Here is a 22,107-nt window from a genome sequence, read left to right on the forward strand (position 1 = left end):
GTTCCGAACCACGGGGGAGGAACCCGATGGCAGACACCACGGGCTTAACGGATCTGACGGACAGTGGGCTGGTCGCACAGGTACGGGCACTGGCCGCGGGTGACGTCACGTCACGCGCACTCGTAGAACGCTCGCTGGCCCGCATCGCGGAGACACAGCCGCTGCTCAACGCGTTCCGCCGCATACGGGCCGAGGCCGCGCTCGCCGAGGCGGACGCGGCCGACCGGCGGCTGACGGCGGGCGAGGCCGGGGAGCGGCCTCCGCTGCTCGGGGTCCCCGTGGCGGTGAAGGACGACGTCGACGTCGCGGGCGAGCCCACCGCCTTCGGCTGCGCGGGCGATTTCCCGCCGAAATCGGCGGACAGCGAGGCCGTACGGCGGCTTCGGGCCGCGGGCGCGATCGTCGTCGGCAAGACGAACACGCCGGAGCTCGGGCAGTGGCCCGTCACGGAGGGCCCGGCGTTCGGGGTGACGCGCAACCCGTGGAGTACTGAGCACACGCCCGGCGGCTCCTCGGGCGGTGCGGCGGCCGCCGTCGCCGCGGGGCTCGTACCGGCCGCGCTCGGGTCGGACGGCGCCGGATCGATCCGGATCCCCGCCGCCTGGACGCACCTGGTCGGCATCAAACCGCAGCGGGGCCGCGTCTCGACCTGGCCCGAGCCGGAGGCCTTCCGCGGCATCACCTGCCACGGCCCGCTCGCCCGTACGGTCGCCGACGCGGCCCTGCTGCTGCAGGCGGCGAGCGGCAGTCACGACGGGGACCTGCACCGCCCGCCGCCCGTGGACGCGGTGGCGGCCGCCGGGCGCGACCCGGGCCGGCTGCGGATCGCCCTCTCCCTGCGCCCCGCCTTCGCCGCCGCCCGTCAGCGGCTCGACCCCGAGGCCGCCGCGGCCACCGTCCGCATCGCGGAACGGCTGGCCTCCCTCGGGCACGAGGTGATCGAGGAGGAACCGCGCTACGGACTGATCGGGCTCACGTTCGTACCGCGCTCGATGTCCGGCGTACGGGAGTGGGCCGGGCGCGTCCCCGACCCGGCCCTGCTGGACGCCCGCACGAAGGTCAACGCGCGCGGCGGCCTGATCCTCGGCGGCGGGGTACTGCGCGTGGCCCGCGCCGCGGAGGAGCCGCTGCGGCGGCGCGTGGGAGAGATCTTCGACCGCTTCGATGTGGTCCTGACCCCGACCACGGCCGTGCCGCCGCTACGGAACGGGGAACTCTCGGACCTCTCCAGCAGCCGCACCGACGCGACCATGATCGCAGCCTGCCCGTACTCGTGGCCCTGGAACGTCCTCGGCTGGCCGGGCATGAGCGTCCCCGCCGGCTTCACCGAACAGGACCGCCTGCCCCTGGGCGCCCAGCTCCTGGGCCCGGCCCACAGCGAACCGCGCCTCATTTCCCTCGCCGCCCAATTGGAGGCGGAGGAACGCTGGTTCGACCAGTGGCCCGAGCTCACGCATGCGAGCGGGACGACGGCGACGGCCTGCGCGTGATCGAACACCAGACGGCCTTGGAGGGGCGGCACGTGAAGCCGTGAGGCGAGGCGAAGTGCCCCCAGTTGTCGGCGAGCGAGCGGAGGAGTGTCAGGCCGCGGCCGTTGTCGTCGTAAGGGTGGGAGGCCGAGCGCGGGGCGGGCGGGAGATCACCGCTGTCCCACGCGGTCAGCGTGAGGACCTCCCACTGCGACCAGGAGACGCGGAGCTCGGCGGCGTCGGTGGTGTGCACGATGGCGTTGGTGAGCAGCTCACACGCCAACAGTTCGGCCCGGCCTGTCAGTTCACCCAGGCCGTGGGCCGCCAGGACGGCGCGGGTGGCGCCGCGCGCAATGGGCACGGCGCGGGCGTCGTTCGGGACGCGCAGACGGTATTCGAACGGCTCGATCTCATCGGGAGCGGAGAGAACTGGCTTCGGGACAGGCAGGAGCAGCATGTCGCCTCCGGCGGGGTGGGGTGAAGTGGCCTGACGCCCGGTGTCATTGCCGCGGGTGCCACTGCGTGGGGGCAGGGCGGGGCGGTGCGCTTCCGGGACGGGGAGCTCACGGTGTGAGCTGCGCGACACTCAACGTAGGTGCCAATTTTGGGACTGCGCAACCGATCCCGTGAAGTTCGCCCCATCGGGGCCCGCTGTGACACATTGGCGCCGCAAGCGCGCGAGAAAGAGGGCGACATGGCGAGGCGGACCATCGTCACGGCCAGGCAGGAGCGTCTGGGCGCCGAGCTGCGGAGGCTGCGCGAGCGGTCGGGCGTCTCGGCGCGTGACGCCGCTGCGGCCGTGGGCCGGGACCAGGCGTGGCTGTCCCACATCGAGGCGGGCAACGCCGCGGTGGGCGCCGAGCGGACGCGCGCCCTTGCGGAGCGCTACGGCGTACAGGATCCCGCCTTGGTCGACGCCCTCGCGGAGCGGGCTGCCGAGCGTTCGCGCGGGTGGTGGGAGAAGTACCGGGGGCGCATTGGGCAAGGTGCTCTGGACCTGGCAGAACTGGAGTGGCATGCGAGTTCCCTGAGGAGCTTGCAAATCGTCAACGTGCCCGGTCTATTGCAGACCGAGGCCTACATGCGTTCCCTGTTTGCCTATGTGGTTGATGAACTTAGGTCGTATGACTTCGAAATGGTGGTTACGTTTCGCATGCAGCGCCGTGAGGTGCTTGGACGGGACAACCCTCCGACCTTCACCTCACTCGTGCACGAGGCTGCGCTGCGTATGAGGGTGGGTGATCGTAAGGTCGCGCGCGATCAACTCGAATCCCTGCTGGCCGCATCTGAACGTCCGGGCATCACGATCCAGGTAGTGCCGTTCGAGGCTGAGGGGTTCGCGGGTATGGGGTACTCGATGCTCTACGCGGCTGATCGTCATGGCTTCGATACGGTCCAGGTGGATCAAGCGCATGACAGCAGCTTCTTTCATGCTGACGAGCAACTCGCCAAATATCGCAACCGTTGGAGCAAGGTGGAGCGTGCGGCGTTGGGCCCGCGGGCGACTCGCGACTTCATCCATCGGATCGCACGTGAGCTGTGAAGAACTGAGGGTGCGCATGTCCAGCTGGCAGAAGTCCACGTTCTCGGGAACCGGCGACAACAACGACTGCGTGGAGGTCGCCGCAGTAGGCGCCACGCTCGCCCTCCGCGAGAGCGACACCCCCGCCGCCGTGCTGCGGACCACCCCGCCCGCCCTCGGCGCACTGATACGCGCCCTCAAGGGGGAGGCCATGGCGCCTCCGCATCCGGTACCGTGAAGACGAAGGGCCCCCGCCAAGGGCCGGGAAACCACAAGGCGGGAGCCTGGAGCCGAAAGCAAGGGCTTTGGCCTGAGCCTCGTATGTGGGGGCTCAGGTCAGCCCTTGAACCACCTCCCCAGCTTCCACGCGGCGCGGACCAGAAGGTCCTCGACGCGCTTGCGGATCGGCGGCTTCGGCTTTCTGCGACGCCCCATGGACGGCTCGTCTCAGTTGACGGCAGCGCATCAACATCCGTTAGTACACCGGTCGATGCGGCGCACATGAGGGCGCGCTCTTCCGCCGGGCCCCGCCCGGCATCGGTAGGAAACCGCGCCCCGATGTAGCGCACAAGCAGTGGTCACCCCCGCCGGAGGCGAGGCGCTACCGTCCGCCCCGTGTCATCAGCAGCAGCGCTCCGATGGCGATGATCGGGGTGATCACGATGAGGGCGAGGCCCATCGGGTTGCGGTGGTTGTAGACCCAGCGGGTGCCGTAGCGCTGGCGCATGAAGAGGGGCTGGTCGTCGCCGGTGGGGGCGCGGTCGCGGTCGTGGTCGCCGGCGTGGTCGTTCTCGGGGCGCATAGGGTCAGGCTACGGACGGCCGTTCGATGTGGCGATCATTTTGTCGCACCCCTGTTGCTTTGTGGCGCGGCTGGTACATCCGGGCTATGGGGCGAGGATGTCCAGTTCCGCCATCGCGCCCGCAGTGATCTCGCGGGTCAGGGCCTCCGCGCGGACGGCGTCCCGTTCCCGTACGGCTTCGGCTACGCGTACGTGGAGGGTGACGGCGGCCGGGTCGGGGTCGGTGAACATGACCTGGTGCTCCGTGCGGCCGGTGAGGACCTCGGCGACGACGTCGCCCAGGCGGGCGAACATCTCGTTGCCGGAGGCGCGCAGGATCACCCGGTGGAAGGCCACGTCGTGGACCAGATAGGCGGACAGTTGCTGGCCGCGGGACGTGGCGACCATGCCGAGGGCGTGGCGGGTCAGCTCCTCGCACTGCTCCGCTGTCGCGAGGCGGGCCGCGAGGCCCGCCGCCACCGGCTCGACGGCCGAGCGCAGGACGGTGAGGGAGCGGAGCTGGCGCGGGCGGTCGGCGCCGGCCAGGCGCCAGCGGATGACCTGCGGGTCGTAGACGTTCCACTCCTCGGTGGGGCGGACGGTCACGCCGACCCGGCGCCGGGAGACGACCAGGTGCATGGACTCCAGGACGCGTATCGCCTCGCGGATCACCGTGCGCGAGACCTCGAAGCGCTGTTCCAGCTCGTCGGTGCGCAGGACGCTGCCCGGCGGGTACGCGCCCGCCGTGATCGCGGGCCCGAGGGACTCCAGCACGCGTCCGTGCAGCCCCTGCCCCTGGTTTTCCATGGGGCAAGCCTACGGTCCCCGGCTGCGACAAATTAAGTATGACGTTTGAGTCACAGAGTCTTGAATATGTCGTACGTAATGGGTTTCAGTGTCCGCACCCCCCGTCAACGGAGACAGCGAGGCCCCGATGAGCAGCCGTCCGGCATACCCCCACGTCGTCGTCGTGATGGGCGTCGCCGGTACCGGCAAGACCACCGTCGGCCCGCTCGTCGCGGAGGCCCTCGGCGCCCCCTACGCCGAAGGCGACGACTTCCACCCGGCCGCCAACATCGCCAAGATGTCCGCCGGGACCCCCCTCGACGACGCCGACCGGGCCCCCTGGCTCGACGCCATCGGAGCGTGGGCCGCGGGCCGGGCCGGCCGCGGCGGGGTCGTCAGCTGCTCCGCGCTCAAGCGCGCGTACCGGGACCGGCTGCGCGCGGCCGCCCCCGGTCTCGTCTTCCTCCACCTCACCGGCGATCACGACCTGATCGCCGGCCGCATGGCCGCCCGCAAGGGCCACTTCATGACCACCCGGCTGCTGGACTCCCAGTTCGCCACCCTCGAACCGCTCGGCGCGGACGAGGCGGGCGTCGACGTGGACGTCGAGCCCGGGCCGGAGGTCATCGCCGAGCGGGCCGTTCAGGCCCTGCAGCGGCTCTGATCACTTCCTCCTCCTTCCTCCCTCCCCCCCTCCAAGGAAGCCCCGTGAGCACTCTCAGCGTCGAGATGCTGGCCGCGGCCCCCGCCGAACCCATCACTTCGGCGGGTCACGCACAGCTGGGGATCGCCGTCCTCGTCGGCATCGCCGTCATCGTCCTCCTCATCACCCGCCTCAAGCTGCACGCCTTTCTCTCCCTGACCATCGGTTCGCTGGTGCTCGGAGCCGTGGCGGGCGCGCCCCTGGACAAGGCCATCGCGAGCTTCACCACCGGGCTCGGGGCGACCGTCGCCGGCGTCGGCGTCCTCATCGCGCTCGGCGCGATCCTGGGCAAGCTCCTGGCCGACTCCGGCGGCGCCGACCAGATCGTCGACACGATCCTGGCGAAGGCGGGGCCGCGCTCGATGCCCTGGGCGATCGTGCTGATCGCGGGCGTCATCGGCCTGCCGCTCTTCTTCGAGGTCGGGATCGTCCTGCTGATCCCGGTGGTGCTGCTCGTCGCCAAGCGCGGCAACCACTCCCTGATGCGGATCGGCATCCCCGCGCTCGCCGGACTGTCCGTCATGCACGGCCTGGTGCCCCCGCACCCCGGCCCGCTGGCCGCCATCGACGCCATCGGCGCGAACCTCGGCGTCACCCTCGCCCTGGGCGTGCTCATCGCCGTGCCCACCGCCGTGATCGCCGGACCGCTGTTCTCCCGGCTGGCGGCCCGCTGGGTGGACGTCATGCCGCCCGAGAAGCTGATACCGCAGCGGCCCTCGGCCGAACTGGAGCGGCGCCCCAGCTTCGCCGTCACCGTCGCCACGGTCATGCTGCCGGTCGTCCTCATGCTCGCCAAGGCCCTCGTCGACATCGTCGTGGACGACCCCAAGGACCACGTCCAGCGCGTCACCGACGTCATCGGCTCGCCGCTGATCGCCCTGCTCGCCGCCGTCCTCGTCGGGCTCTTCACGCTCGGCCGGGCCGCCGGCTTCGGCCGCGACCGGCTCGCCACGACCGTGGAGAAGTCCCTCGTCCCCATCGCCGGCATCCTGCTGATCGTCGGCGCCGGCGGCGGCTTCAAGCAGACCCTGATCGACGTGGGCGTCGGCCGGATGATCCTGGACTTCTCCAAGGACTGGTCGGTCTCGGCCCTGCTGCTGGCCTGGCTGATCGCCGTCGCCATCCGGCTCGCGACGGGCTCGGCGACGGTCGCCACCATCTCGGCCGCGGGCCTGGTCGCCCCGCTGGCCGCCGACATGAGCACGACGCACGCCGCGCTGCTCGTCCTGGCCGTAGGCGGCGGCTCGCTGTTCTTCAGCCACGTCAATGACGCCGGGTTCTGGATGGTGAAGGAATACTTCGGCATGGACGTCGGTCAGACGATCAAGACGTGGTCGCTGATGGAGACCGTGATCTCCGTCGTCTCCCTCGTGTTCGTGCTGCTGCTGTCGCTGGTCCTCTGACGCGCCGGGGGCCCCGGCCCCCGGTCCGTTGCTCCTCTCGGCCGTGGTTGCCCCGCCCGCTCTGCGTTGCTGCCGCTCCGATCGACATATCGGACCTTAGGCTTCGCACATGCGCATCGGAAGACCTGTCGCCGTGCTGCTCGGCGCCTCCCTGCTGGCAGCCGGCTGCACGAGCAGCCCCTCCCCGAAACACGCGGATGCGAAGAGCACCCCGAACGGCGGTGCCACCGCCCCCGCGTCCCCCGACGCGGCGGCGGGGCCGCTCGGCGCCTCCGACCTCCAGGGCCGCTGGTGGACCTGGGCGGCCTCCAGCCCCAGCGGCTCCAACCCGGTCGAGGACCGGGACGGCAGCCTGTGCGACCGGGGCCAGAAGGACGGCGTCTGGTTCCTGGCCGGCACCTTCGGCGAACGCGCCAAGCGCACGTGCGCCGTCCCGGCCGGGCGGCGGGTGGCGTTCCCGCTGGTGAACCTGATGAGCGATCAGGCCGGCTGCTCCGAGTTCATGGCCCCCGCCAAGGGCACCGCGACTCTCGACGGCAAGCCCCTGCGGGCCGAGCGCTACGACGCCACACCCGTACGGGTCACCGCCGAGGAGGGCAACCCCCTCACCGACGGCGGCGGCAGCTTCCGCACCCACGCCTGCGGGCTGTGGGTGCAGATGGAGCCGATGCGCCCCGGCAACCACACCCTGCAGATCCGGGGATCCTCCGGGCGCTTCGCCATCTCGGTCGACTACACGCTCAAGGTGCCGGCGGCCGGGTCGGCCACGGACCACGACGTCGCGTGACCGGCTGACCGCCTGACCGCGTAGCCGCCTGACCGCCTGAGCCCGTACGTCGCAGGTCCGGCCCGTACCGCCGCCCTGCCGCTCAGGGGCGTATCTGTATCTCCGGTACCGCCCCTGTCCCCGAAACCTCCGCCAGATACGCCGGTACGTCCGCCGCGTCGTCCGTGGCCAGCCCGACATAGCCGTCCGGGCGGACCAGGAACAACCCCGTGCCGTACGCCGCCTTGGCGTGCCCGCCCGCATCGATCAGATCCGGCGCGGCACCACCGATCCGGTACGTACGGACCCACTCCACGTCCGCCACCGCGGCCGCCGCCGGCTCGCCCTCCGCATCCGACCCGGTGAGGTCCAACAGGGTGAAATGCGGGCCCCGGAAGGCGTCGAAGAGGCTGAAGGGCGCGCCCGAGGCGTCGGTGCAGGGCGCGTCGGGCGCCCGGTCACCCGCCCGCAGGACGTCCGCCGCGCCGTCCGCCGAGCCGCCCTCCGGGCCGCCCTTCGAGTCGTCCTTCGAAGCGCGCTCCTCCGCCGCCTCCGGCAGGCCCCGGCGCAGCTCGCGCGCCAGAGGGCCCGTCCGGTAGTGGAGGGTGAGCTGGTGGGTCTCCTTGCCGCGCCGCGACAGGCCCCGCTCGACGCCGAGGGTGCGGTCCTGCGCCTGCATGCGCGTGCTCAGGGCCAGCACATCGGCGGCCACCTGCATCCGCTCGGCGTCGTAGGTGTCGAGCAGGGCGTCCGGCGCGCCGTGCCGCAGGACGGCGCCCAGCTTCCAGCCGAGGTTGTAGGCGTCCTGCACGCTGGTGTTGAGGCCCTGCCCGCCGGCGGGGGAGTGGATGTGCGCGGCGTCCCCGGCGAGGAAGACCCGGCCGGTGCGGAAGCGCTCGGCCATACCGGCCTTCGGCCGGAAGGACGAGGCCCAGACGGTCTCCTCCGGCACGAGGCCCGTGATGCCCGTGCGTTCGGTGATGAGCCGGGCCAGTGCCTCCGGAGTGGCGTCGCGCTCCGGAGCCGGCTCGTAGGCGGTGTCGGCCCAGAAGGCCATGATCTGGATGGTGTCCTCCGAGGCCTCCAGCGGGCGCAGGCCGATGAGCCCGCCGGGCGCCGTGGGCCACATGTGCCAGTGGTCGCGGTCGATCCCCGCCTGCTCGAAGCCGGTCATCCTCACGTCGGCGATCAGTGCCGCGCGGGCGTCGACGGCCTCGACCTCGAAGGGCACGCCGAGCGCCTTCCGCACGGTGCTGCGCCCGCCGTCCGCCGCGACGAGATAGGCCGCCCGCACCGTCTCCACCGTGCCGTCGGCATGCCGCAGCTCGGCCGTGACACCGGCGCCGTCCTCGCCCTCGTCCTGGGTGAATCCCGCCAGCTCGGTATTGAAGTCCACCCGGCCGCCGAGCTCTTCGAGGCGCGCGTACAGCACCTCCACCGTGCGCCACTGGGGGCACATCAGCACATGGGGATAGGGCACGCCGGGGGAGGGATCGCCGGGCTCGACGAGTTCCCACTCGCGCACGCGCTCGGTGCCCTCCCACGTCTGCATGGGCGGGACGGGGCCGCCGGAGGCCAGCAGGGCCGCCACGGTGCCCAGATCGTCCATCAACTCCAGGCTGCGGGGCTGTATGCCCGTGCCGCGCGAGCCGGGGAATCCGCGCCCGTCCCGCTCGACGAGCCGGTGTCGGATGCCGCGCCGCGTCAGGTCGATGGCGAGGACGAGGCCGGTGGGCCCGGCTCCGGCGATGAGTACTTCGGTCTCGGTGGATGCGTCGGTCGAGGCATCCGTGGATACGTCCGTGGATACGTCGGTCGATGCGTCCGTGGATGCAGGCGTGGACATGGCCATGCGATCCGCCCCCCTTAACGTCGTTAAGTGCGTTGCCCTCCCAGGGTGAACTGAACGTTGTTAAGCTGTCAAGGTGGCAACTCGCATCGACCGTGCCCAAGTGGCCGAAACCGCCCTCCGTTTGCTCAACGAGGTGGGCCTCGAAGGCCTGACCCTGCGCAGGATCGCCCAGGAGCTGGGCGTCCAGGCCCCGGCGCTCTACTGGCACTTCAAGAACAAGCAGGAGCTGCTCGACGAGGTGGCCACCGAGATGTTCCGGCGGATGTCCGGACCCCTCGCCGCCGTCGACACCGGCACGTGGCAGGAGTTCCTGGCCGGCGCGGCCCGCGTGATCCGCGACTTCCTGCTCGGCTACCGCGACGGCGCCAAGGTCTTCAGCGGCACGCGCTTCACCGACCTCGGCTACGCGAGCCCGGTGGAGGGGATGATGCGGGTGATCGTGGACGCGGGCTTCCCCCCGAAGGCCGCCGCCCGCGCCTGGTTCACCATCAACACGTACACGATGGGGTACGTGATCGAGGAGCAGTCCGTCTATCCCGTCCCCGGCGGCAAGCGCGACCCCGCGTACGAACTGTCGGAGCGCGCCCGGAGGCTGGAGGGCTACCCCCTGGCCATAGAAGCCGGAGTGGTGTTCTTCGAGGACCTCGACGCCGGATTCGAGGACGGCCTGCATGCCGTCGTCGCCGGCATCGAGGCGACGCTGCTGCCGCCGTCAGCCAGGAAGACCACCGGGCCGTCAGCCGATTCGCCCAAGGGGTTGCCCACCGGTCCGTCAGCCGGTTCGCCCGGCGGACCCTCCACCGGATCGCCCGCCGGGGTCGAGTGACCTGCGCAGTACGGGCGTGAGCCGCTGCTCCACGCAACGGTGCAGCAGCCAGGCCAGGCCCAGCATCAGGGCGACGGTCAGGCCGAGCGTCGCGTACGAGGGGATGCCGAGGCCCCGGTGCAGGGCGCCGATCACCACCCACCCCAGGTGCTCGTGCACGAGGTAGAACGGGTACGTCAGCGCGCCCGCGACCGTCAGCCAGCGCCAGTTCGCCCAGCGGAACCTGCCCAGGGCGACGGCCGCCACCGCCGCGTAACCCAGCGCCAGGACGGCCACGATCACGTACGGGGAGCGGTACGAGAAGTATTGCGGGTTCGGCGGGTGCCACAGCCCCGCCACCGCGTAGTGCTGCCCGACCAGGAAGCTCACGGCCACGATCCCCCAGTGCAGGAGGTCGTGCCCGAAGCGGTGGATCAGATACAGGCCGATGCCGCCGATGAAGTACGACGAGTACTCCGGCATCACGACGACCCGCAGGAACTCCACGTGCGAGGCCGTCGTCACCACGGTCGCCAGCGTCCACACCGCGCAGAACAACACCACCCGGTGCCGCGTCGCCCCCGGCAGCACCACGAACAGCGCGAAGAGCGCGTAGAACCGCAGCTCCGCCCAGAGCGTCCAGCACACGCCCAGCACGCGCTGCGCGCCCACCGGCTGCTGCAGCATCGTCAGATTCACGAGCGCGTCGCTGAACGAGACCGTCTTGTACGCGACCCACGGCAGCGCGAACGCGACGGTCACCAGCAGGATCGCCGCCCAGTAGGCGGGGTAGAGGCGGGCCGCGCGGGAGGCGAAGAACGAGCGCAGGGGACGTCCCCAGCCGCTCATGCAGATCACGAAGCCGCTGATGACGAAGAAGATCTCGACACCGAGGCAGCCGTAGGCGAACGCGCCCGACAGGGTGGGGAATTCGTGCCGCGGCGAGGCGCCCCACGCGCGGCTCACGTCGCCGTCTCGACCGCCGTAGTGGTACAGGGCCACCATCAGGGCGGCGATGATGCGGAGGGCATCCAGGGCGCGGAGGCGGCTGCCGCCGTGGGTGGCCTCCAAGGGCGCCGGTTGCCCCTCGGAGGTCTCTCGGCGCTGCCGGGGGAGTGCCGGGGCCGTCATGTCGTCACCCTCGTCTTGGCCGGCGCCTTCGCCTTGGACAGCCGCCGCTGCAGAGCCCGTGCCCTCCGGGCCACCTTTCGTACGGTCGGGTTGCGCGGCAGGAACCCCAGCTGCGACGGGACCGCGCCCGGCAGTGCCAGGACGGTGAGGCGGCGGCGCTTGAAGTAGCGGCGGGTGTGGGGGGTGAGGTGCGTGGTGAGGTAGCGCTCCGCGGCGGGGCGGAGGTTCGGGTAGATCTGGGGCTGCATCGCGAAGCCGACCGCGGCCAGGAGGCCGTTGAGGTCGCCCGGGCCGCCGTTTTCGGGTGCGCGCCCGTGGGTGGCGTTGTGCCCACCCTCCCCCAAGCTCTCGGCTCCGCTCGAGCAGGGGGGACCCCCATCGCCCTGCGGAACGCCTGCCCACAACGCGGGTTGAGGGGAGTCTGCCCGCAACGGCGTTTCAAGCGCAGGCAGCGTGGCGTCCACCAGCGTCACCGGCACCCTATTGCTGTTCTGGTACGGGCTCAGGCGTTCCAGGAGGAGGTCCGTGCCCGTGTGTGCTGCCGGGAGGCCGTAGAAGGTCGTCGCCGTCAGCAGGGCCGTCGAGAAGCAGCCGGTCACCAGGGCCGGGCGCAGTCGCTGGTAGGCGACCTCGGCCAGGACGGGCGTGTCGAGGACGGTCAGGGTGACGCCGAGCCGGCCGGCCTCCTCCTCCAGCATCTGCGACCAGCGGGCCGGTGCCGCCGGGTGGGGCTTGAAGACGAGCTCGCGGTGGCCACGCCCGGCCGCGCCGCGCAGCATCCGCACGTGCAGCTGTTCCTCTTCCTCGGGGGTGAGGATGTCGAGCGCCGACAGGTACTGCCCGAGCAGCAGCGCGGCGCCTTCGGGGGCGTCGAGGGCGGGTGCGGCGTCGGCGAGTTCGGCCAGCACCTTGGTGAAGACCTCCGTGGGGACGATCTCCGGCGCGACGCCGAACTCCGAGAGCAGCAGCGGCCGCAGCCCGGGCACGAGGTCGAGGTGGAGCAGCCGCCCCACGCGGGTGCCGATCAGCGGGTCGAGCTTGTTGCGGGTGGGGCCGTAGCTCATGAGCCCGTCGGCGTAGACGTCGAGGGGGGCGTCGGGGAAGCACTGCACGATCGCGAGCGCGGGGCTGACCTGGAGGGACTCGACGGCGAGGGAGACGTCGTCGTCGCCCAGGTCCCACAGCAGCCGCAGGTGCCGTTCCCACAGGGGCGCGTCGTCCGGGCGGGGCGACCAGCCGGACGGGTGGAAGGGGCGGATCGCGTCGTTCCAGGACAGGACGCCGTCGAAGCGGCTGCGCAGCCGCTCGAAGCCGGGGGCTTCGTCCAGGGCCGGAGTGGTCTCCGGGACGGCCGCGGTGTTGGCGACGAGCAGCAGCCGGCGGTCGGCGGGGGTGAAGCACCCGGCGTCCAGGGCGGCGGCGAGCGTCGCGGCTCCGTAGAGCGTCGACGCGAGGAAGATCTGTGTGCGGTGGTGCGCGGGGGGCGGGAGGGCGGGCATCAGGCGGCCGCTCCGGCAGTACCCGAGGTCCCGGCTCCGGCTCCGGTCCCGGTCCCGGTCCCGGCTCCGGCTCCGGTCCCGGCCCCGCCCGGCCGGCGCCTCAGCCTCCGCAAGCGGATCGCACGGTCGTAGTCCATGGAATTCACGGCGTCCTTGACGAGTTCCGGTGGCAGTCGGCGCAGTGCGGCCGCGCTCTTCGTACGCAATGCACGGGCCACCTGCGGCTCAAAACGTTCGATATTCGTCAGATGATGGGCAATGATTGCGCAATACGTTCGAACGGCTTTCGGGAGGAATTCCTCCGCGTCCCGGTCCCGGGCCGTCTCCTCGATGACCTGATCGAATGCGCGCAGGAAATCGAGCTGGCGTACGTCGCCGATCTGGGTGAGCGAGGTCGCGACCCCGCGCCGGTAGAAGACGCCCAGCAGACCGGCCACGGCGAACGTGCGCGCCTCGCGGTGCAGGCGCCAGATCCAGGGCCGGTCCTCCGCGGTCCGCAGGCCGTCCGTGAAGTGCAGCAGCCCGGCGTCCAGCAGCCGCCGGTGGTAGATGCCGGCCCAGGCGTACGGATAGTCGACGGACGTCGAGCGGTCGGCCGGCAGGATCGCGCCGCGGGGGTCGAGCACCACCCCGCGGCGGCCGTGCGGCACGCGCTGCACGGTGCGGGTGCGGCCCGTGCACTGCACGTGGTCGGTGCGGACGAAGTCGACGTCCAGTTCCTCGATGAACCCGACGAGCCGTGCGTAGTAGCCGGGCGCGAGCCAGTCGTCGCCGTCGAGGAAGGTCAGGTACTCGCCGCGCGCAGCGTCCAGCCCGGTGTTGCGGGCGGTGGCGAGGCCGCCGTTGCGCTCGTGGCGCACGACCACGGCGCCCGGCAGCTCGTGCCCGGCGCGCTCCAGGAGTGCCGGCGTGCCGTCGGTCGAACGGTCGTCCACGAGAATGAATTCGAAATCCTCACGGGCATTCGCACGCAGACTTCTCAGCACATCGGGCGCAAAGGTCTGAACATTGAAGAACGGGACGATGACGGAGAGCTTGACCACCCCGGCGACATTAGGCGGCCCCCCGGCATTCGTCTTGTCCACGGGCGGGCGCGGAGGTGAACGAAGCGCGGCGGAATGATGAACCCGCCCCGTCCCCGGGCCGATTCGCCGATCGTCGGTGTGCTGTTTACCGGCTGTTGCCCTCGCGTTGGGCAACGAAACGGAATGGATTTCTATCGTCGGCGACGTGCCATCACGTACCGAACCTCCGCTGCGGATCGCCGTGCTCGCCGACTCCGACACCCGGTGGAAATGGGGGGCGCTCACCGCGCACCGCCTCGCCCCGGGCGCACGGCTCGACGGGCGCCTCCTGAGAGGCCGCGCGACCCCCACGGCCCGCCAGCTCACCGAGGTGGGCGTGACCGCGGCGGAGATCGCCGAGGTCACCGGGACGGAGTTCGTCCGCTCGGCCGGCCGCGACCGCTGCGACGTCGTGGTGCTCGCCTGCGTCGGCGGCGCCGTCCAGGCCATGGTGCACGGCCTCGCCGCGGCCTGGGAGGGGGAACCCCGCAGGCCCGTCGTGGTGACCGGCTACGTGGGCGTCGTCTACGAGAAGCTCGCCGACGGGCTGCTGCTGCGCCACGGCGCCGACCTCGTCCTCGCCAACTCCCCGCACGACGCCGCCCGTTTCCGCGAGGTCTACGAGGGGGTGGGGGCGGACGCGTCGTGCGTGACCGAATGGGCGCTGCCGTTCCTCGGCGACCGGAACGGCCCTGTCCGCGATCAAGTGCGTCCGTTCACGGTCGTGTTCGCCGCCCAGCCCTCCGTACCGGAGAGCCGCGCCGACCGCGCCTATCTGCTGCGGCGCGCCGTCGCGCACGCCCGGGCGCACCCGGAGCGCGAGGTGTTCATCAAACTCCGCAGCAAGCCCGGAGAGCACACCACTCACATCGAGGAACTCCCGTACCAGAAGCTCGCCCTGCGCCTGCCCGGCGGGCTCCCGTCCAACTGCCGCCTCGTCTACGGGCACATGGGCGAGGTCCTCGACCGCACGGACCTCCTCGTCACCGTGAGTTCCACCGCGGCCCTGGAGTCCCTCCACCGCGGGATCCCCACCGCCGTCCTCACCGACCTCGGCATCCGCGAGTCCCTCGGCAACCACCACTTCCTCGGCTCGGGCTGCCTCGCCTCCTGGGACCGGCTCGACGCAGGCCACCTGCCCGAGGCCGACCCGGAGTGGGCCGCCCGCCAGGGCGTGCCCTCCGACGGCTCCGGGGAGGCCGTCTTCGCCGCCGCCCGGCAGCGCGTCGCGGACCTCGCGGCCCGGCCGGGCCTCCCGCCCCTAGCCCCCTACTACACCGCAGCCACCGCACCCGGGTACCTCCCCGCCGTCCTCGCCCGCCACGGCCTCGACCACCGGGGCCGGCCCCTTCCCGGCCGGGCGGGAACACCCCGCGAGGAGAGCGCCCTGCGCCGCGCGGGCCGCGCCGCCTTGCGCGACGCGGCCCGCGGCGCCTACCGCCACGGCGTCCAGCGGGTGGCTCCGCTGATCCGCCGGGCGGGGGAGCTGTGACCACCGGAGGCCGGCGCGGGGGCGGTGCGCCGAGCGGGTCTCCGCGGGGCGGCCCTCCGCGCGGTTGCCCTCCGCGGTCCCGCCCTTCGCAGGGCCGCCCTCCGTCCGTCGCCGACGGGCCCCGCCGTGCCGGCCGCTCGCCGTTGCGACGGAGCGAAGCGCCCGGCGCTGGCGGACCGTCGCCGCCGGAGCGGCACCATCCCGCCGCCGCTCCGGACACCCCGAACCCCCGGATATGCAAGGAGCCCGTCATGCAAGCCGCCCCGGCTGACCCGGCCGCCCCGGCTGACCCGGCCGTCCTGGCCGTCATCCCCGCCCGCGGCGGGTCGAAGGGCGTCCCCGCGAAGAACCTCGCCGCGATCGGCGGCGTGCCCCTCGTGGCCCGCGCCGTCCGCGCGTGCCGCGCCTCCCGCCTCGTCACCGACGTCGTCGTCTCCACCGACGACCCCGGCATCGCGGCCACCGCGCGCGGCGCCGGAGCCGTCGTCGTCCAGCGCCCCGCCGCCCTCGCCGGGGACACCGCCACCAGTGAGGCCGCCGTCCTGCACGCGATGGACGCGTACGAGGCGCTGCACGGCACCGGCGTCGGCACGGTCCTGCTCGTGCAGTGCACGAGCCCCTTCCTGACCAGCGGGGACGTCGACGGCGTGGCCGCGGCGGTCGTCGAAGGGGGCGCGGACAGCGCGCTGACGGTGGCGCCGTTCCACGGCTTCGTGTGGCGCGAGGACGGCGGCGCCGCCGCCCCCGCCCCCGCCTCTCCCAGCGGTCCGCCCCCCTCCGGCGGCCGCGGCGTCAACCACGACAAGGCCCACCGCCCCCGCCGTCAGGACCGCCCCCAGGACCTCCTGGAGACCGGCGCCGCCTACGCCATGCGCGCCGACGGCTTCCGGGCCGCCCGGCACCGGTTCTTCGGCCGCACCGAGCTCGTCCGCTCCGAGGCCGCCCGCGTCCTGGAAGTCGACGATCCGCACGACCTCGCCCGCGCCCGCGCCCTCGCGCCCCTCCTCGACGGCCCCGACCCCGCCGCCCGCCCCACGCGCGCCGACGTCGACGCCGTCGTCATGGACTTCGACGGCACCCAGACCGACGACCGCGTCCTCATCGACGCCGACGGCCGCGAACTCGTCGCCGTCCACCGTGGCGACGGCCTCGGCATCGCCGCCCTGCGCCGCGCCGGGCTCGCCCTGCTCATCCTCTCCACCGAGGCCAACGCCGTCGTCGCCGCCCGCGGACGCAAGCTGCGCGTGCCCGTCCTGCACGGCGTCGACCGCAAGGACCGGGCGCTCAAGCAGTGGTGCGAGGAGCAGGGCATCGCCCCCGACCGCGTGCTCTACGTCGGCAACGACGTCAACGACCTCTCCTGCCTCGGGCTCGTCGGCTGGCCGGTCGCGGTCGCGGACGCCCACGACACCGTGCGCGGCGCGGCCCGGTCCGTCACCGCCGCGCGCGGCGGCAGCGGCGCCCTGCGCGAGATCGCCACCTGGCTGCTGGGCCCCGGCCTGGACATGCCCTGAGCCCGTCAGGGCGCACGACCTCCCCCCCGTCCCCGTACCGCGAAGGAACCGCCCGCATGAACTCCGTGCTCACCGCCCCGTACGCCCCCGTCCGGACCCTCGGCGCCAAGTCGGCCGGACCCGGCCACCCCGTCTACGTCACCGGCGAGATTGGCATCAACCACAACGGCGACCTGGCCAACGCCTTCGCCCTCATCGACGCCGCCGCCGACGCGGGCTGCGACGCCGTCAAGTTCCAGAAGCGCACCCCCGAGATCTGCACCCCGCGCGACCAGTGGGACATCGAGCGGGACACGCCCTGGGGCCGGATGCGCTACATCGACTACCGCCACCGGGTGGAGTTCGGCGAGGACGAGTACCGCGCCATCGACGCCCACTGCCGCGAGCGCGGCATCGACTGGTTCGCCTCGCCCTGGGACACCGAGGCCGTCGCCTTCCTGGAGAAGTTCGACGTCCCCGCCCACAAGGTGGCCTCCGCCTCCCTCACCGACGACGAGCTCCTGCGCGCCCTGCGCGCCACCGGCCGCACGGTGATCCTCTCCACCGGCATGTCCACCCCGAAGCAGATCCGGCACGCCGTCGAGGTGCTCGGCAGCGAGAACATCCTGCTCTGCCACGCCACCTCCACCTACCCGGCCAAGGCCGCCGAGCTCAACCTCCGGGTGATCCACACCCTCCGCGCCGAGTACCCCAACGTGCCGATCGGCTACTCCGGCCACGAGACGGGCCTGCAGACCACCCTCGCCGCCGTCGCCCTCGGCGCCGCCTTCGTCGAGCGCCACATCACCCTCGACCGCGCCATGTGGGGCTCGGACCAGGCCGCCTCCGTCGAGCCCGGCGGCCTGGCGCGGCTTGTGCGCGACATTCGCGTCGTCGAGGAGTCCCTCGGCGACGGCGTGAAGCGCGTCTACGACAGCGAGCTCGGCCCGATGCGCAAGCTGCGCCGGGTCGCGGGCGTCGTCGCCGAGGGCGGCGACCGCGAGCCGGCCACGGTCTGACGGGCCCCAGGTGACCCCGAGCCCCGCCCCCGAGGGCGGCCCCTCACCGGAACCGGCCCCAGGCCCGCTCCCGGGCCTGCCCGCGGCCCCGGGCCCGCTCCCGGCGCCCTCAGGCCCGCCCCCGGCCCCCCAGCCCGGTCACCCGCCGGAGCCGGTCCGCGAGTCGGTCCGCGAGTCGGTCCATGAGCCGGCCCGCGAGCCGGCCCGTGAGCCGCTCCGCGAGTCGGTCCGTAACCCGGCCCCCGCCCCGGCCCGCGAACCGGCCCACGACCCGCTCCGCGCCCCCGCCCGCACCCTCGCCTTCGTCGAGAGTCCCGTTCAGCTCCTCAACGTCCTCGAATGGGCGTACGCGACGGGGGCGGACGGGATGGACGGAAGGCGGGGCCGGGCGTCCCGTGCGGACGGACGGACCGGGCCCGGCCTGTCCGGTCAGCCCCTGGCGTGCGGCGTCCCCCGGCAGCCCGGGCCGCGCGATCAGGGCGCCGCTGCCGGGCCGGGGGCGTCACCCGTCCGGCCCGAACCCAGCGGGCTCCTGGTCGTCGTCCTCGCGCCCCACGACCCGATGTCGCGCGGCCAGCTGCGCCGGATGGCCGAGCTGGCCCGCGACCAGGGGCACGAGGTGCGCTGGGAGGAGGCGCGGGGCGGGCCTACGGCGCCGGTGGCCACGGTCGGCGGCCTCGCGGGCGCGCTGCGCCGGGCGCACCGGATCGTGATCGGCGACCCGTTCTCGCGCTACGTCCAGCTGCTGCTGACGATCACCCGCGCCCGGGAGCTGGTGGTGGTGGACGACGGCACGGCCACCATGGAGTTCGTCGCCCAACTCGGCCGGGGCGAAAGCCTTGTACGGTGGCACCGGCGCGGCAGTAGAGGGGCGCGCGATCTGATCTTCGCGCCGGTCTCTGCTTCAGCGCGCCGGATGCTGACGCCCAACGATCGCCGGAGCGTAGAGGTGTTCACCTCGATGCCGGTCGAACCGCCACCCGGCGTAGACGTCCGGGCCAACGACTTCGCCTGGACGCGCGCCGCCTTCGGCCCGCCCCGGCTCACCGGCGGCACGGACCTCGTGGGCACTTCCCTGGTGGAGACCGGGGTCGTGGACCCGGAACGCTACCTCGGGGCCGTGGCCTCCCTCGCCCGCGCCCACGGCGCCACCCGCTACTTCGCCCACCGCCGCGAGAGCGCGGAGAAGCTGCGCCGGATAGCGGACGCGGTGGGGCTGGAAGTCGTGCGCCCCGAGCTCCCGCTGGAGATCGTCGCCCGCCGGGGCCCGGTCGGCCGCACGGTCCTGAGCTTCCCCTCGACCGTCGTGCACACGCTGCCGCTGGCCCTCGCGGGCACCGGGATCACGGTCGCGGTCTGCGACATCGACCCCGTTTGGCTCACCGAGCACGCCTCTCCGCGGGCGGAGGGATTCCTGGCCGAGGTGACGGACACGGCCCGGGATGTGCGGCGACTTCCGGCCAGCCCGCTGACCGCTCCCTGAGCCGTAAAGACTGGTCATACCCCTCAGGTGAGCCATCCATGCGGCTGAACTTTTCTTGATCGGGGGGCAGTTGCCCGGGTAGGGGCTCTACTCTTCCCTGCGTGAACCATCTGATGCCTTGCGACGCCGGGACTGCCACTTCTCAGGGGACGGGCGAGGGGGTGCTCGCCGGTACGCTCCCCCCGGGGCTGCGCGACGAACTCATCGCGTTCCGGCGGGATTTGCACATGCACCCCGAGCTGGGCAACCGCGAGTTCCGGACCACCGCGGCCGTCAAGGCGAGACTGCAGCGGGCGGGCCTCTCCCCGCGGACGCTGTCCACGGGCACGGGGCTGTTCTGCGACGTCGGGCGGGAGCCGGGCGTGCCCGCCCAGCCCATGCTGGCGCTCCGCGCCGATCTGGACGCGCTGCCCATCCCGGACACCAAGACGGTCCCGTACCGCTCGACGGTCCCCAGGATGGCGCACGCCTGCGGCCACGACGTGCACACCACCGCGGTCCTCGGCGCCGGCCTGGTCCTCGCCGACCTCGCCGAGCAGGGCCTGCTGCCCAACCCCGTCCGGCTGATCTTCCAGCCCGCCGAGGAGGTGCTGCCCGGCGGCGCCCTCGACGCCATCGAGTGCGGGGCCCTGGACGGCGTCGGCAAGATCATCGCGGTGCACTGCGACCCCAAGGTCGAGGTCGGCCGCATCGGCCTGCGGGTCGGCCCCATCACCTCCGCGTGCGACCGGCTGGAGGTCACGCTGGCCGGCCCCGGCGGCCACACCGCCCGCCCGCACTTCACCACCGACCTGGTGACCGCCGCCGCCCGGATCGCGATCGACGTGCCCGCGGTGCTGGCCCGCCGGGTGGACGCCCGCTCGGGCCTCTCCCTCACCTGGGGCCGGATGGAGACGGGGCACGCCCCCAATGTGATCCCGCAGCACGCCGAGCTCTCCGGCACCGTCCGCTGCCTGGACCTGCACGCCTGGCGGGACGCCCCGGACCTGGTGCACGCGGCGATCGACGAGGTCGCGGCGCTCCACCGGGCCAAGTCGGAGATCAATTACGTCCGCGGGGTGCCGCCGGTGGTCAACGACGCCGAGGTCGCGGGCCTGCTGCGGCGCGCCATGGCCGCCCGCCGCGGGCCCGCCTCCGTCGAGGACACCGAGCAGAGCCTCGGCGGCGAGGACTTCTCCTGGTATCTGGAGCACGTGCCCGGCGCGATGGCCCGGCTGGGTGTCCGCCCGGTGGGCGACACGACCCGACGTGACCTGCATTGCGGCGATTTCGACGTGGATGAGGGTTCCATCACCGCCGGCGTGGAACTCTTCACGGCCGCGGCATTGCTGGACGGACAGCGGGTTTAGCTGTAGTAAGCACCGGCTTTTGGGTGCGTATTGATTGCACATAGGCGTGCACATTGGGCGTGTTGATGCCGGGTTCGGGTCCGGATCGAGAGTTCCAGGTCACGTTGTACGTAAAACCTGGGTGGTTCGGGGTCAGATCACGTTGTACGTAAAACCCATCAGGGGTGCGGACGGCCGATCCCAGGCCTGACTGGGCTGGATGCATGTAACCCTGACGCAATCGGGTCAATAGTGGTTCGCGACGATCCGATAACGGCTTTGATGTACCCCTTTTCAGTCCATCTACGCGCGTTACGATTCCGGCGTCCAGCGCCAATGGAGGCGCTTCGAGTGAAGGGGCCCCTCGTGCGCCGGGTATCCACAATCACTGCCGCGGGTATCACCACCGCAGCTCTCGCGTTCACCCTCACCGCCTGTGGTGAGTCCTCCACCGAATCCGGTGGCGGCAGCAACGGCAAGGGCGTCGGTCTCGCCTTCGACGTCGGCGGCCGTGACGACCACTCCTTCAACGAGTCCGCTGCTCGTGGCCTGGACAAGGCCGAGAAGGAACTGGGCGTCAAGGGCAAGATGATGACCGCCAAGAACGGCGAGACCGAGGCCGAGCGCGAGCAGCGCCTCAGCTCCCTCGCCGACGCGGGTTACAACCCGGTCATCGGCGTGGGCTTCAACTATGCGAAGTCGATCGAGAAGGTCTCCAAGGAGTTCCCGAAGACCAGCTTCGCGATCGTCGACTCGGTCGTCGACAGCCCCAACGTCGACAGCATCACCTTCGGTGAGCACGAGGGCTCCTACCTCGCGGGCGTCGCCGCCGCCCTGAAGTCCAAGACCGGCAAGGTCGGCTTCATCGGTGGTGTGAACAACGAGCTGATCAAGAAGTTCGAGGCGGGCTTCGTGCAGGGCGCGAAGGACACCAACCCGAAGATCGAGGTTTCTCCCGAGTACCTCGGTAACACCGACAAGGGCTTCAACGACCCGGCGGCCGCCAAGGACAAGGCCAAGGGCATGCTCGACCGCGACATTGACGTGATCTACACGGCGGCCGGCCTCTCCGGCAACGGCTCCGCCGAGGCCGTCGCGGGCAAGAAGGACGCCTGGGCCATCGGTGTCGACTCCGACCAGTACCAGCAGCCGGGTCTGGCCAAGTACAAGGACCACATCCTCACCTCGGTCGTGAAGAACGTGGACGTCGCGGTCTTCGACATGATCAAGAGCGTCAAGGACGGCAAGCCGCTCACCGGCCCCCACCAGTACCTGCTGAAGGACGGCGGCGTCTCGCTGTCCACCTCGGGCGGCTTCATCGACGACATCAAGGCCAAGGTCGAGGAAGCGAAGAAGAACATCGTGGACGGCAAGGTCAAGGTCAAGTCCACCCCGTGACCTCGTGCCGGTTCCGACCGGCACCCACCGGCCGGTCCTCGTGACCGGCCGGACCGCAAGGCCTCGGGCCCGGCGGAGAGAGGACCTCTCCACCGGGCCCGTACACACGCCCC

20 protein-coding genes are annotated in these 22,107 nt (G+C 72.1%); 13 read left to right on the forward strand and 7 right to left on the reverse strand.

The genetic code is table 11. The features are described from left to right. Positions 1–26: 26 nt before the first annotated feature. Entirely contained in the window at positions 27–1,490 is a 1,464-nt protein-coding gene (locus tag AS857_RS27670) for an amidase (RefSeq protein ID WP_058045925.1), read from the forward strand. Here the strand turns inward: AS857_RS27670 and AS857_RS27675 are convergent. After that, positions 1,450–1,926, reverse strand: coding sequence for an ATP-binding protein (locus tag AS857_RS27675; RefSeq protein WP_058045926.1), 477 nt, complete (start codon positions 1,924–1,926; stop codon positions 1,450–1,452). The genes AS857_RS27670 and AS857_RS27675 overlap by 41 nt on opposite strands. 237 nt (positions 1,927–2,163) lie before the next feature. Between AS857_RS27675 and AS857_RS27680 the strand changes: the two genes are divergently transcribed. Together AS857_RS27680 and AS857_RS27685 are read left to right on the forward strand one after the other, a co-directional pair. Further along, on the forward strand, positions 2,164–3,012 hold the full coding sequence (locus AS857_RS27680) for a helix-turn-helix domain-containing protein (protein WP_058045927.1): 849 nt from the start codon (positions 2,164–2,166) through the stop codon (positions 3,010–3,012). Between the two features lie 16 nt (positions 3,013–3,028). Beyond that, entirely contained in the window at positions 3,029–3,229 is a 201-nt protein-coding gene (locus AS857_RS27685; protein WP_058045928.1) for a DUF397 domain-containing protein, read from the forward strand. Between the two features lie 363 nt (positions 3,230–3,592). On the opposite strand, the gene AS857_RS27690 is transcribed toward AS857_RS27685, so the two are convergent. After that, positions 3,593–3,793, reverse strand: a complete 201-nt coding sequence (locus AS857_RS27690; RefSeq protein ID WP_058045929.1) for a hypothetical protein — start codon at positions 3,791–3,793, stop codon at positions 3,593–3,595. Between the two features lie 84 nt (positions 3,794–3,877). After that, complete coding sequence (locus tag AS857_RS27695; RefSeq protein WP_058045930.1) at positions 3,878–4,579, reverse strand: FadR/GntR family transcriptional regulator; 702 nt, start codon at positions 4,577–4,579, stop codon at positions 3,878–3,880. 127 nt (positions 4,580–4,706) lie between these two features. Between AS857_RS27695 and AS857_RS27700 the strand changes: the two genes are divergently transcribed. The 3 genes from AS857_RS27700 (at position 4,707) to AS857_RS27710 (ending at position 7,451) form a co-directional block, all read left to right on the forward strand. Further along, on the forward strand, positions 4,707–5,222 hold the full coding sequence (locus AS857_RS27700; protein WP_058045931.1) for a gluconokinase: 516 nt from the start codon (positions 4,707–4,709) through the stop codon (positions 5,220–5,222). Positions 5,223–5,266: 44 nt separating this feature from the next. Continuing rightward, entirely contained in the window at positions 5,267–6,664 is a 1,398-nt protein-coding gene (locus AS857_RS27705; protein WP_058045932.1) for a GntP family permease, read from the forward strand. Between the two features lie 109 nt (positions 6,665–6,773). Further along, complete coding sequence (locus AS857_RS27710; protein ID WP_058045933.1) at positions 6,774–7,451, forward strand: hypothetical protein; 678 nt, start codon at positions 6,774–6,776, stop codon at positions 7,449–7,451. Between the two features lie 82 nt (positions 7,452–7,533). Here AS857_RS27710 and AS857_RS27715 read toward each other — a convergent pair whose 3' ends face one another. Further along, positions 7,534–9,276 (reverse strand): FAD-dependent monooxygenase, encoded by a 1,743-nt coding sequence (locus AS857_RS27715; protein WP_245700543.1) that lies wholly within the window; start codon positions 9,274–9,276, stop codon positions 7,534–7,536. 79 nt (positions 9,277–9,355) lie between these two features. On the opposite strand from AS857_RS27715, the gene AS857_RS27720 reads away from it, so the two are divergent. Further along, positions 9,356–10,108, forward strand: coding sequence for a TetR/AcrR family transcriptional regulator C-terminal domain-containing protein (locus AS857_RS27720; protein ID WP_079110674.1), 753 nt, complete (start codon positions 9,356–9,358; stop codon positions 10,106–10,108). Here AS857_RS27720 and AS857_RS27725 read toward each other — a convergent pair. Genes AS857_RS27725 through AS857_RS27735 form a run of 3 tightly spaced genes read right to left on the reverse strand, consistent with a single transcriptional unit; the run spans position 10,055 to position 13,760 of the window. After that, positions 10,055–11,218 carry an acyltransferase family protein gene (locus tag AS857_RS27725; RefSeq protein ID WP_079110675.1) on the reverse strand — a complete coding sequence of 388 codons (1,164 nt, stop codon included), beginning with the start codon at positions 11,216–11,218 and terminating at the stop codon, positions 10,055–10,057. The genes AS857_RS27720 and AS857_RS27725 overlap by 54 nt on opposite strands. Beyond that, positions 11,215–12,717: a polysialyltransferase family glycosyltransferase gene (locus tag AS857_RS27730; RefSeq protein WP_058045934.1), complete on the reverse strand. Its 1,503-nt coding sequence runs from the start codon at positions 12,715–12,717 to the stop codon at positions 11,215–11,217. Before AS857_RS27730 ends, AS857_RS27725 begins: the two co-directional genes overlap by 4 nt. Further along, a complete protein-coding gene (locus tag AS857_RS27735) occupies positions 12,717–13,760 on the reverse strand; it encodes a glycosyltransferase family 2 protein (RefSeq protein ID WP_079110676.1) in 1,044 nt (347 codons plus the stop codon). Before AS857_RS27735 ends, AS857_RS27730 begins: the two co-directional genes overlap by 1 nt. Before the next feature lie 187 nt (positions 13,761–13,947). Here AS857_RS27735 and AS857_RS27740 point away from each other — a divergent pair, with 187 nt between their 5' ends. The 6 genes from AS857_RS27740 to AS857_RS27765 all read left to right on the forward strand — a co-directional run bounded on the left by AS857_RS27740 (position 13,948) and on the right by AS857_RS27765 (position 21,994). Beyond that, positions 13,948–15,273, forward strand: a complete 1,326-nt coding sequence (locus AS857_RS27740; protein ID WP_079110677.1) for a DUF6716 putative glycosyltransferase — start codon at positions 13,948–13,950, stop codon at positions 15,271–15,273. Positions 15,274–15,524: 251 nt separating this feature from the next. Then, positions 15,525–16,787: an acylneuraminate cytidylyltransferase gene (locus tag AS857_RS27745; protein WP_058045936.1), complete on the forward strand. Its 1,263-nt coding sequence runs from the start codon at positions 15,525–15,527 to the stop codon at positions 16,785–16,787. Between the two features lie 56 nt (positions 16,788–16,843). Next, positions 16,844–17,785 (forward strand): N-acetylneuraminate synthase family protein, encoded by a 942-nt coding sequence (locus tag AS857_RS27750; protein WP_058045937.1) that lies wholly within the window; start codon positions 16,844–16,846, stop codon positions 17,783–17,785. A 10-nt stretch (positions 17,786–17,795) separates the two neighbouring features. Then, positions 17,796–19,268 (forward strand): hypothetical protein, encoded by a 1,473-nt coding sequence (locus AS857_RS27755; protein ID WP_245700554.1) that lies wholly within the window; start codon positions 17,796–17,798, stop codon positions 19,266–19,268. Positions 19,269–19,381: 113 nt separating this feature from the next. Next, entirely contained in the window at positions 19,382–20,617 is a 1,236-nt protein-coding gene (locus AS857_RS27760; protein WP_058045938.1) for an amidohydrolase, read from the forward strand. Between the two features lie 345 nt (positions 20,618–20,962). Beyond that, a complete protein-coding gene (locus AS857_RS27765; RefSeq protein WP_058047103.1) occupies positions 20,963–21,994 on the forward strand; it encodes a BMP family lipoprotein in 1,032 nt (343 codons plus the stop codon). Positions 21,995–22,107 lie beyond the last annotated feature (113 nt).

Origin of the sequence: Streptomyces roseifaciens (assembly GCF_001445655.1) — a bacterium.
Lineage (GTDB): Bacteria > Actinomycetota > Actinomycetes > Streptomycetales > Streptomycetaceae > Streptomyces > Streptomyces aureoversilis.

Coding starts and splice junctions, on each gene's coding strand:
- AS857_RS27675 (WP_058045926.1), bottom strand. CDS start 1,926: ATGCTGCTCCTGCCTGTCCCGAAGCCAGTTCTCTCCGCTCCCGATGAG.
- AS857_RS27760 (WP_058045938.1), top strand. CDS start 19,382: ATGCCTTGCGACGCCGGGACTGCCACTTCTCAGGGGACGGGCGAGGGG.
- AS857_RS27710 (WP_058045933.1), top strand. CDS start 6,774: ATGCGCATCGGAAGACCTGTCGCCGTGCTGCTCGGCGCCTCCCTGCTG.
- AS857_RS27730 (WP_058045934.1), bottom strand. CDS start 12,717: ATGCCCGCCCTCCCGCCCCCCGCGCACCACCGCACACAGATCTTCCTC.
- AS857_RS27750 (WP_058045937.1), top strand. CDS start 16,844: ATGAACTCCGTGCTCACCGCCCCGTACGCCCCCGTCCGGACCCTCGGC.
- AS857_RS27680 (WP_058045927.1), top strand. CDS start 2,164: ATGGCGAGGCGGACCATCGTCACGGCCAGGCAGGAGCGTCTGGGCGCC.
- AS857_RS27685 (WP_058045928.1), top strand. CDS start 3,029: ATGTCCAGCTGGCAGAAGTCCACGTTCTCGGGAACCGGCGACAACAAC.
- AS857_RS27700 (WP_058045931.1), top strand. CDS start 4,707: ATGAGCAGCCGTCCGGCATACCCCCACGTCGTCGTCGTGATGGGCGTC.
- AS857_RS27690 (WP_058045929.1), bottom strand. CDS start 3,793: ATGCGCCCCGAGAACGACCACGCCGGCGACCACGACCGCGACCGCGCC.
- AS857_RS27715 (WP_245700543.1), bottom strand. CDS start 9,276: ATGTCCACGCCTGCATCCACGGACGCATCGACCGACGTATCCACGGAC.
- AS857_RS27745 (WP_058045936.1), top strand. CDS start 15,525: ATGCAAGCCGCCCCGGCTGACCCGGCCGCCCCGGCTGACCCGGCCGTC.
- AS857_RS27725 (WP_079110675.1), bottom strand. CDS start 11,218: ATGACGGCCCCGGCACTCCCCCGGCAGCGCCGAGAGACCTCCGAGGGG.
- AS857_RS27695 (WP_058045930.1), bottom strand. CDS start 4,579: ATGGAAAACCAGGGGCAGGGGCTGCACGGACGCGTGCTGGAGTCCCTC.
- AS857_RS27670 (WP_058045925.1), top strand. CDS start 27: ATGGCAGACACCACGGGCTTAACGGATCTGACGGACAGTGGGCTGGTC.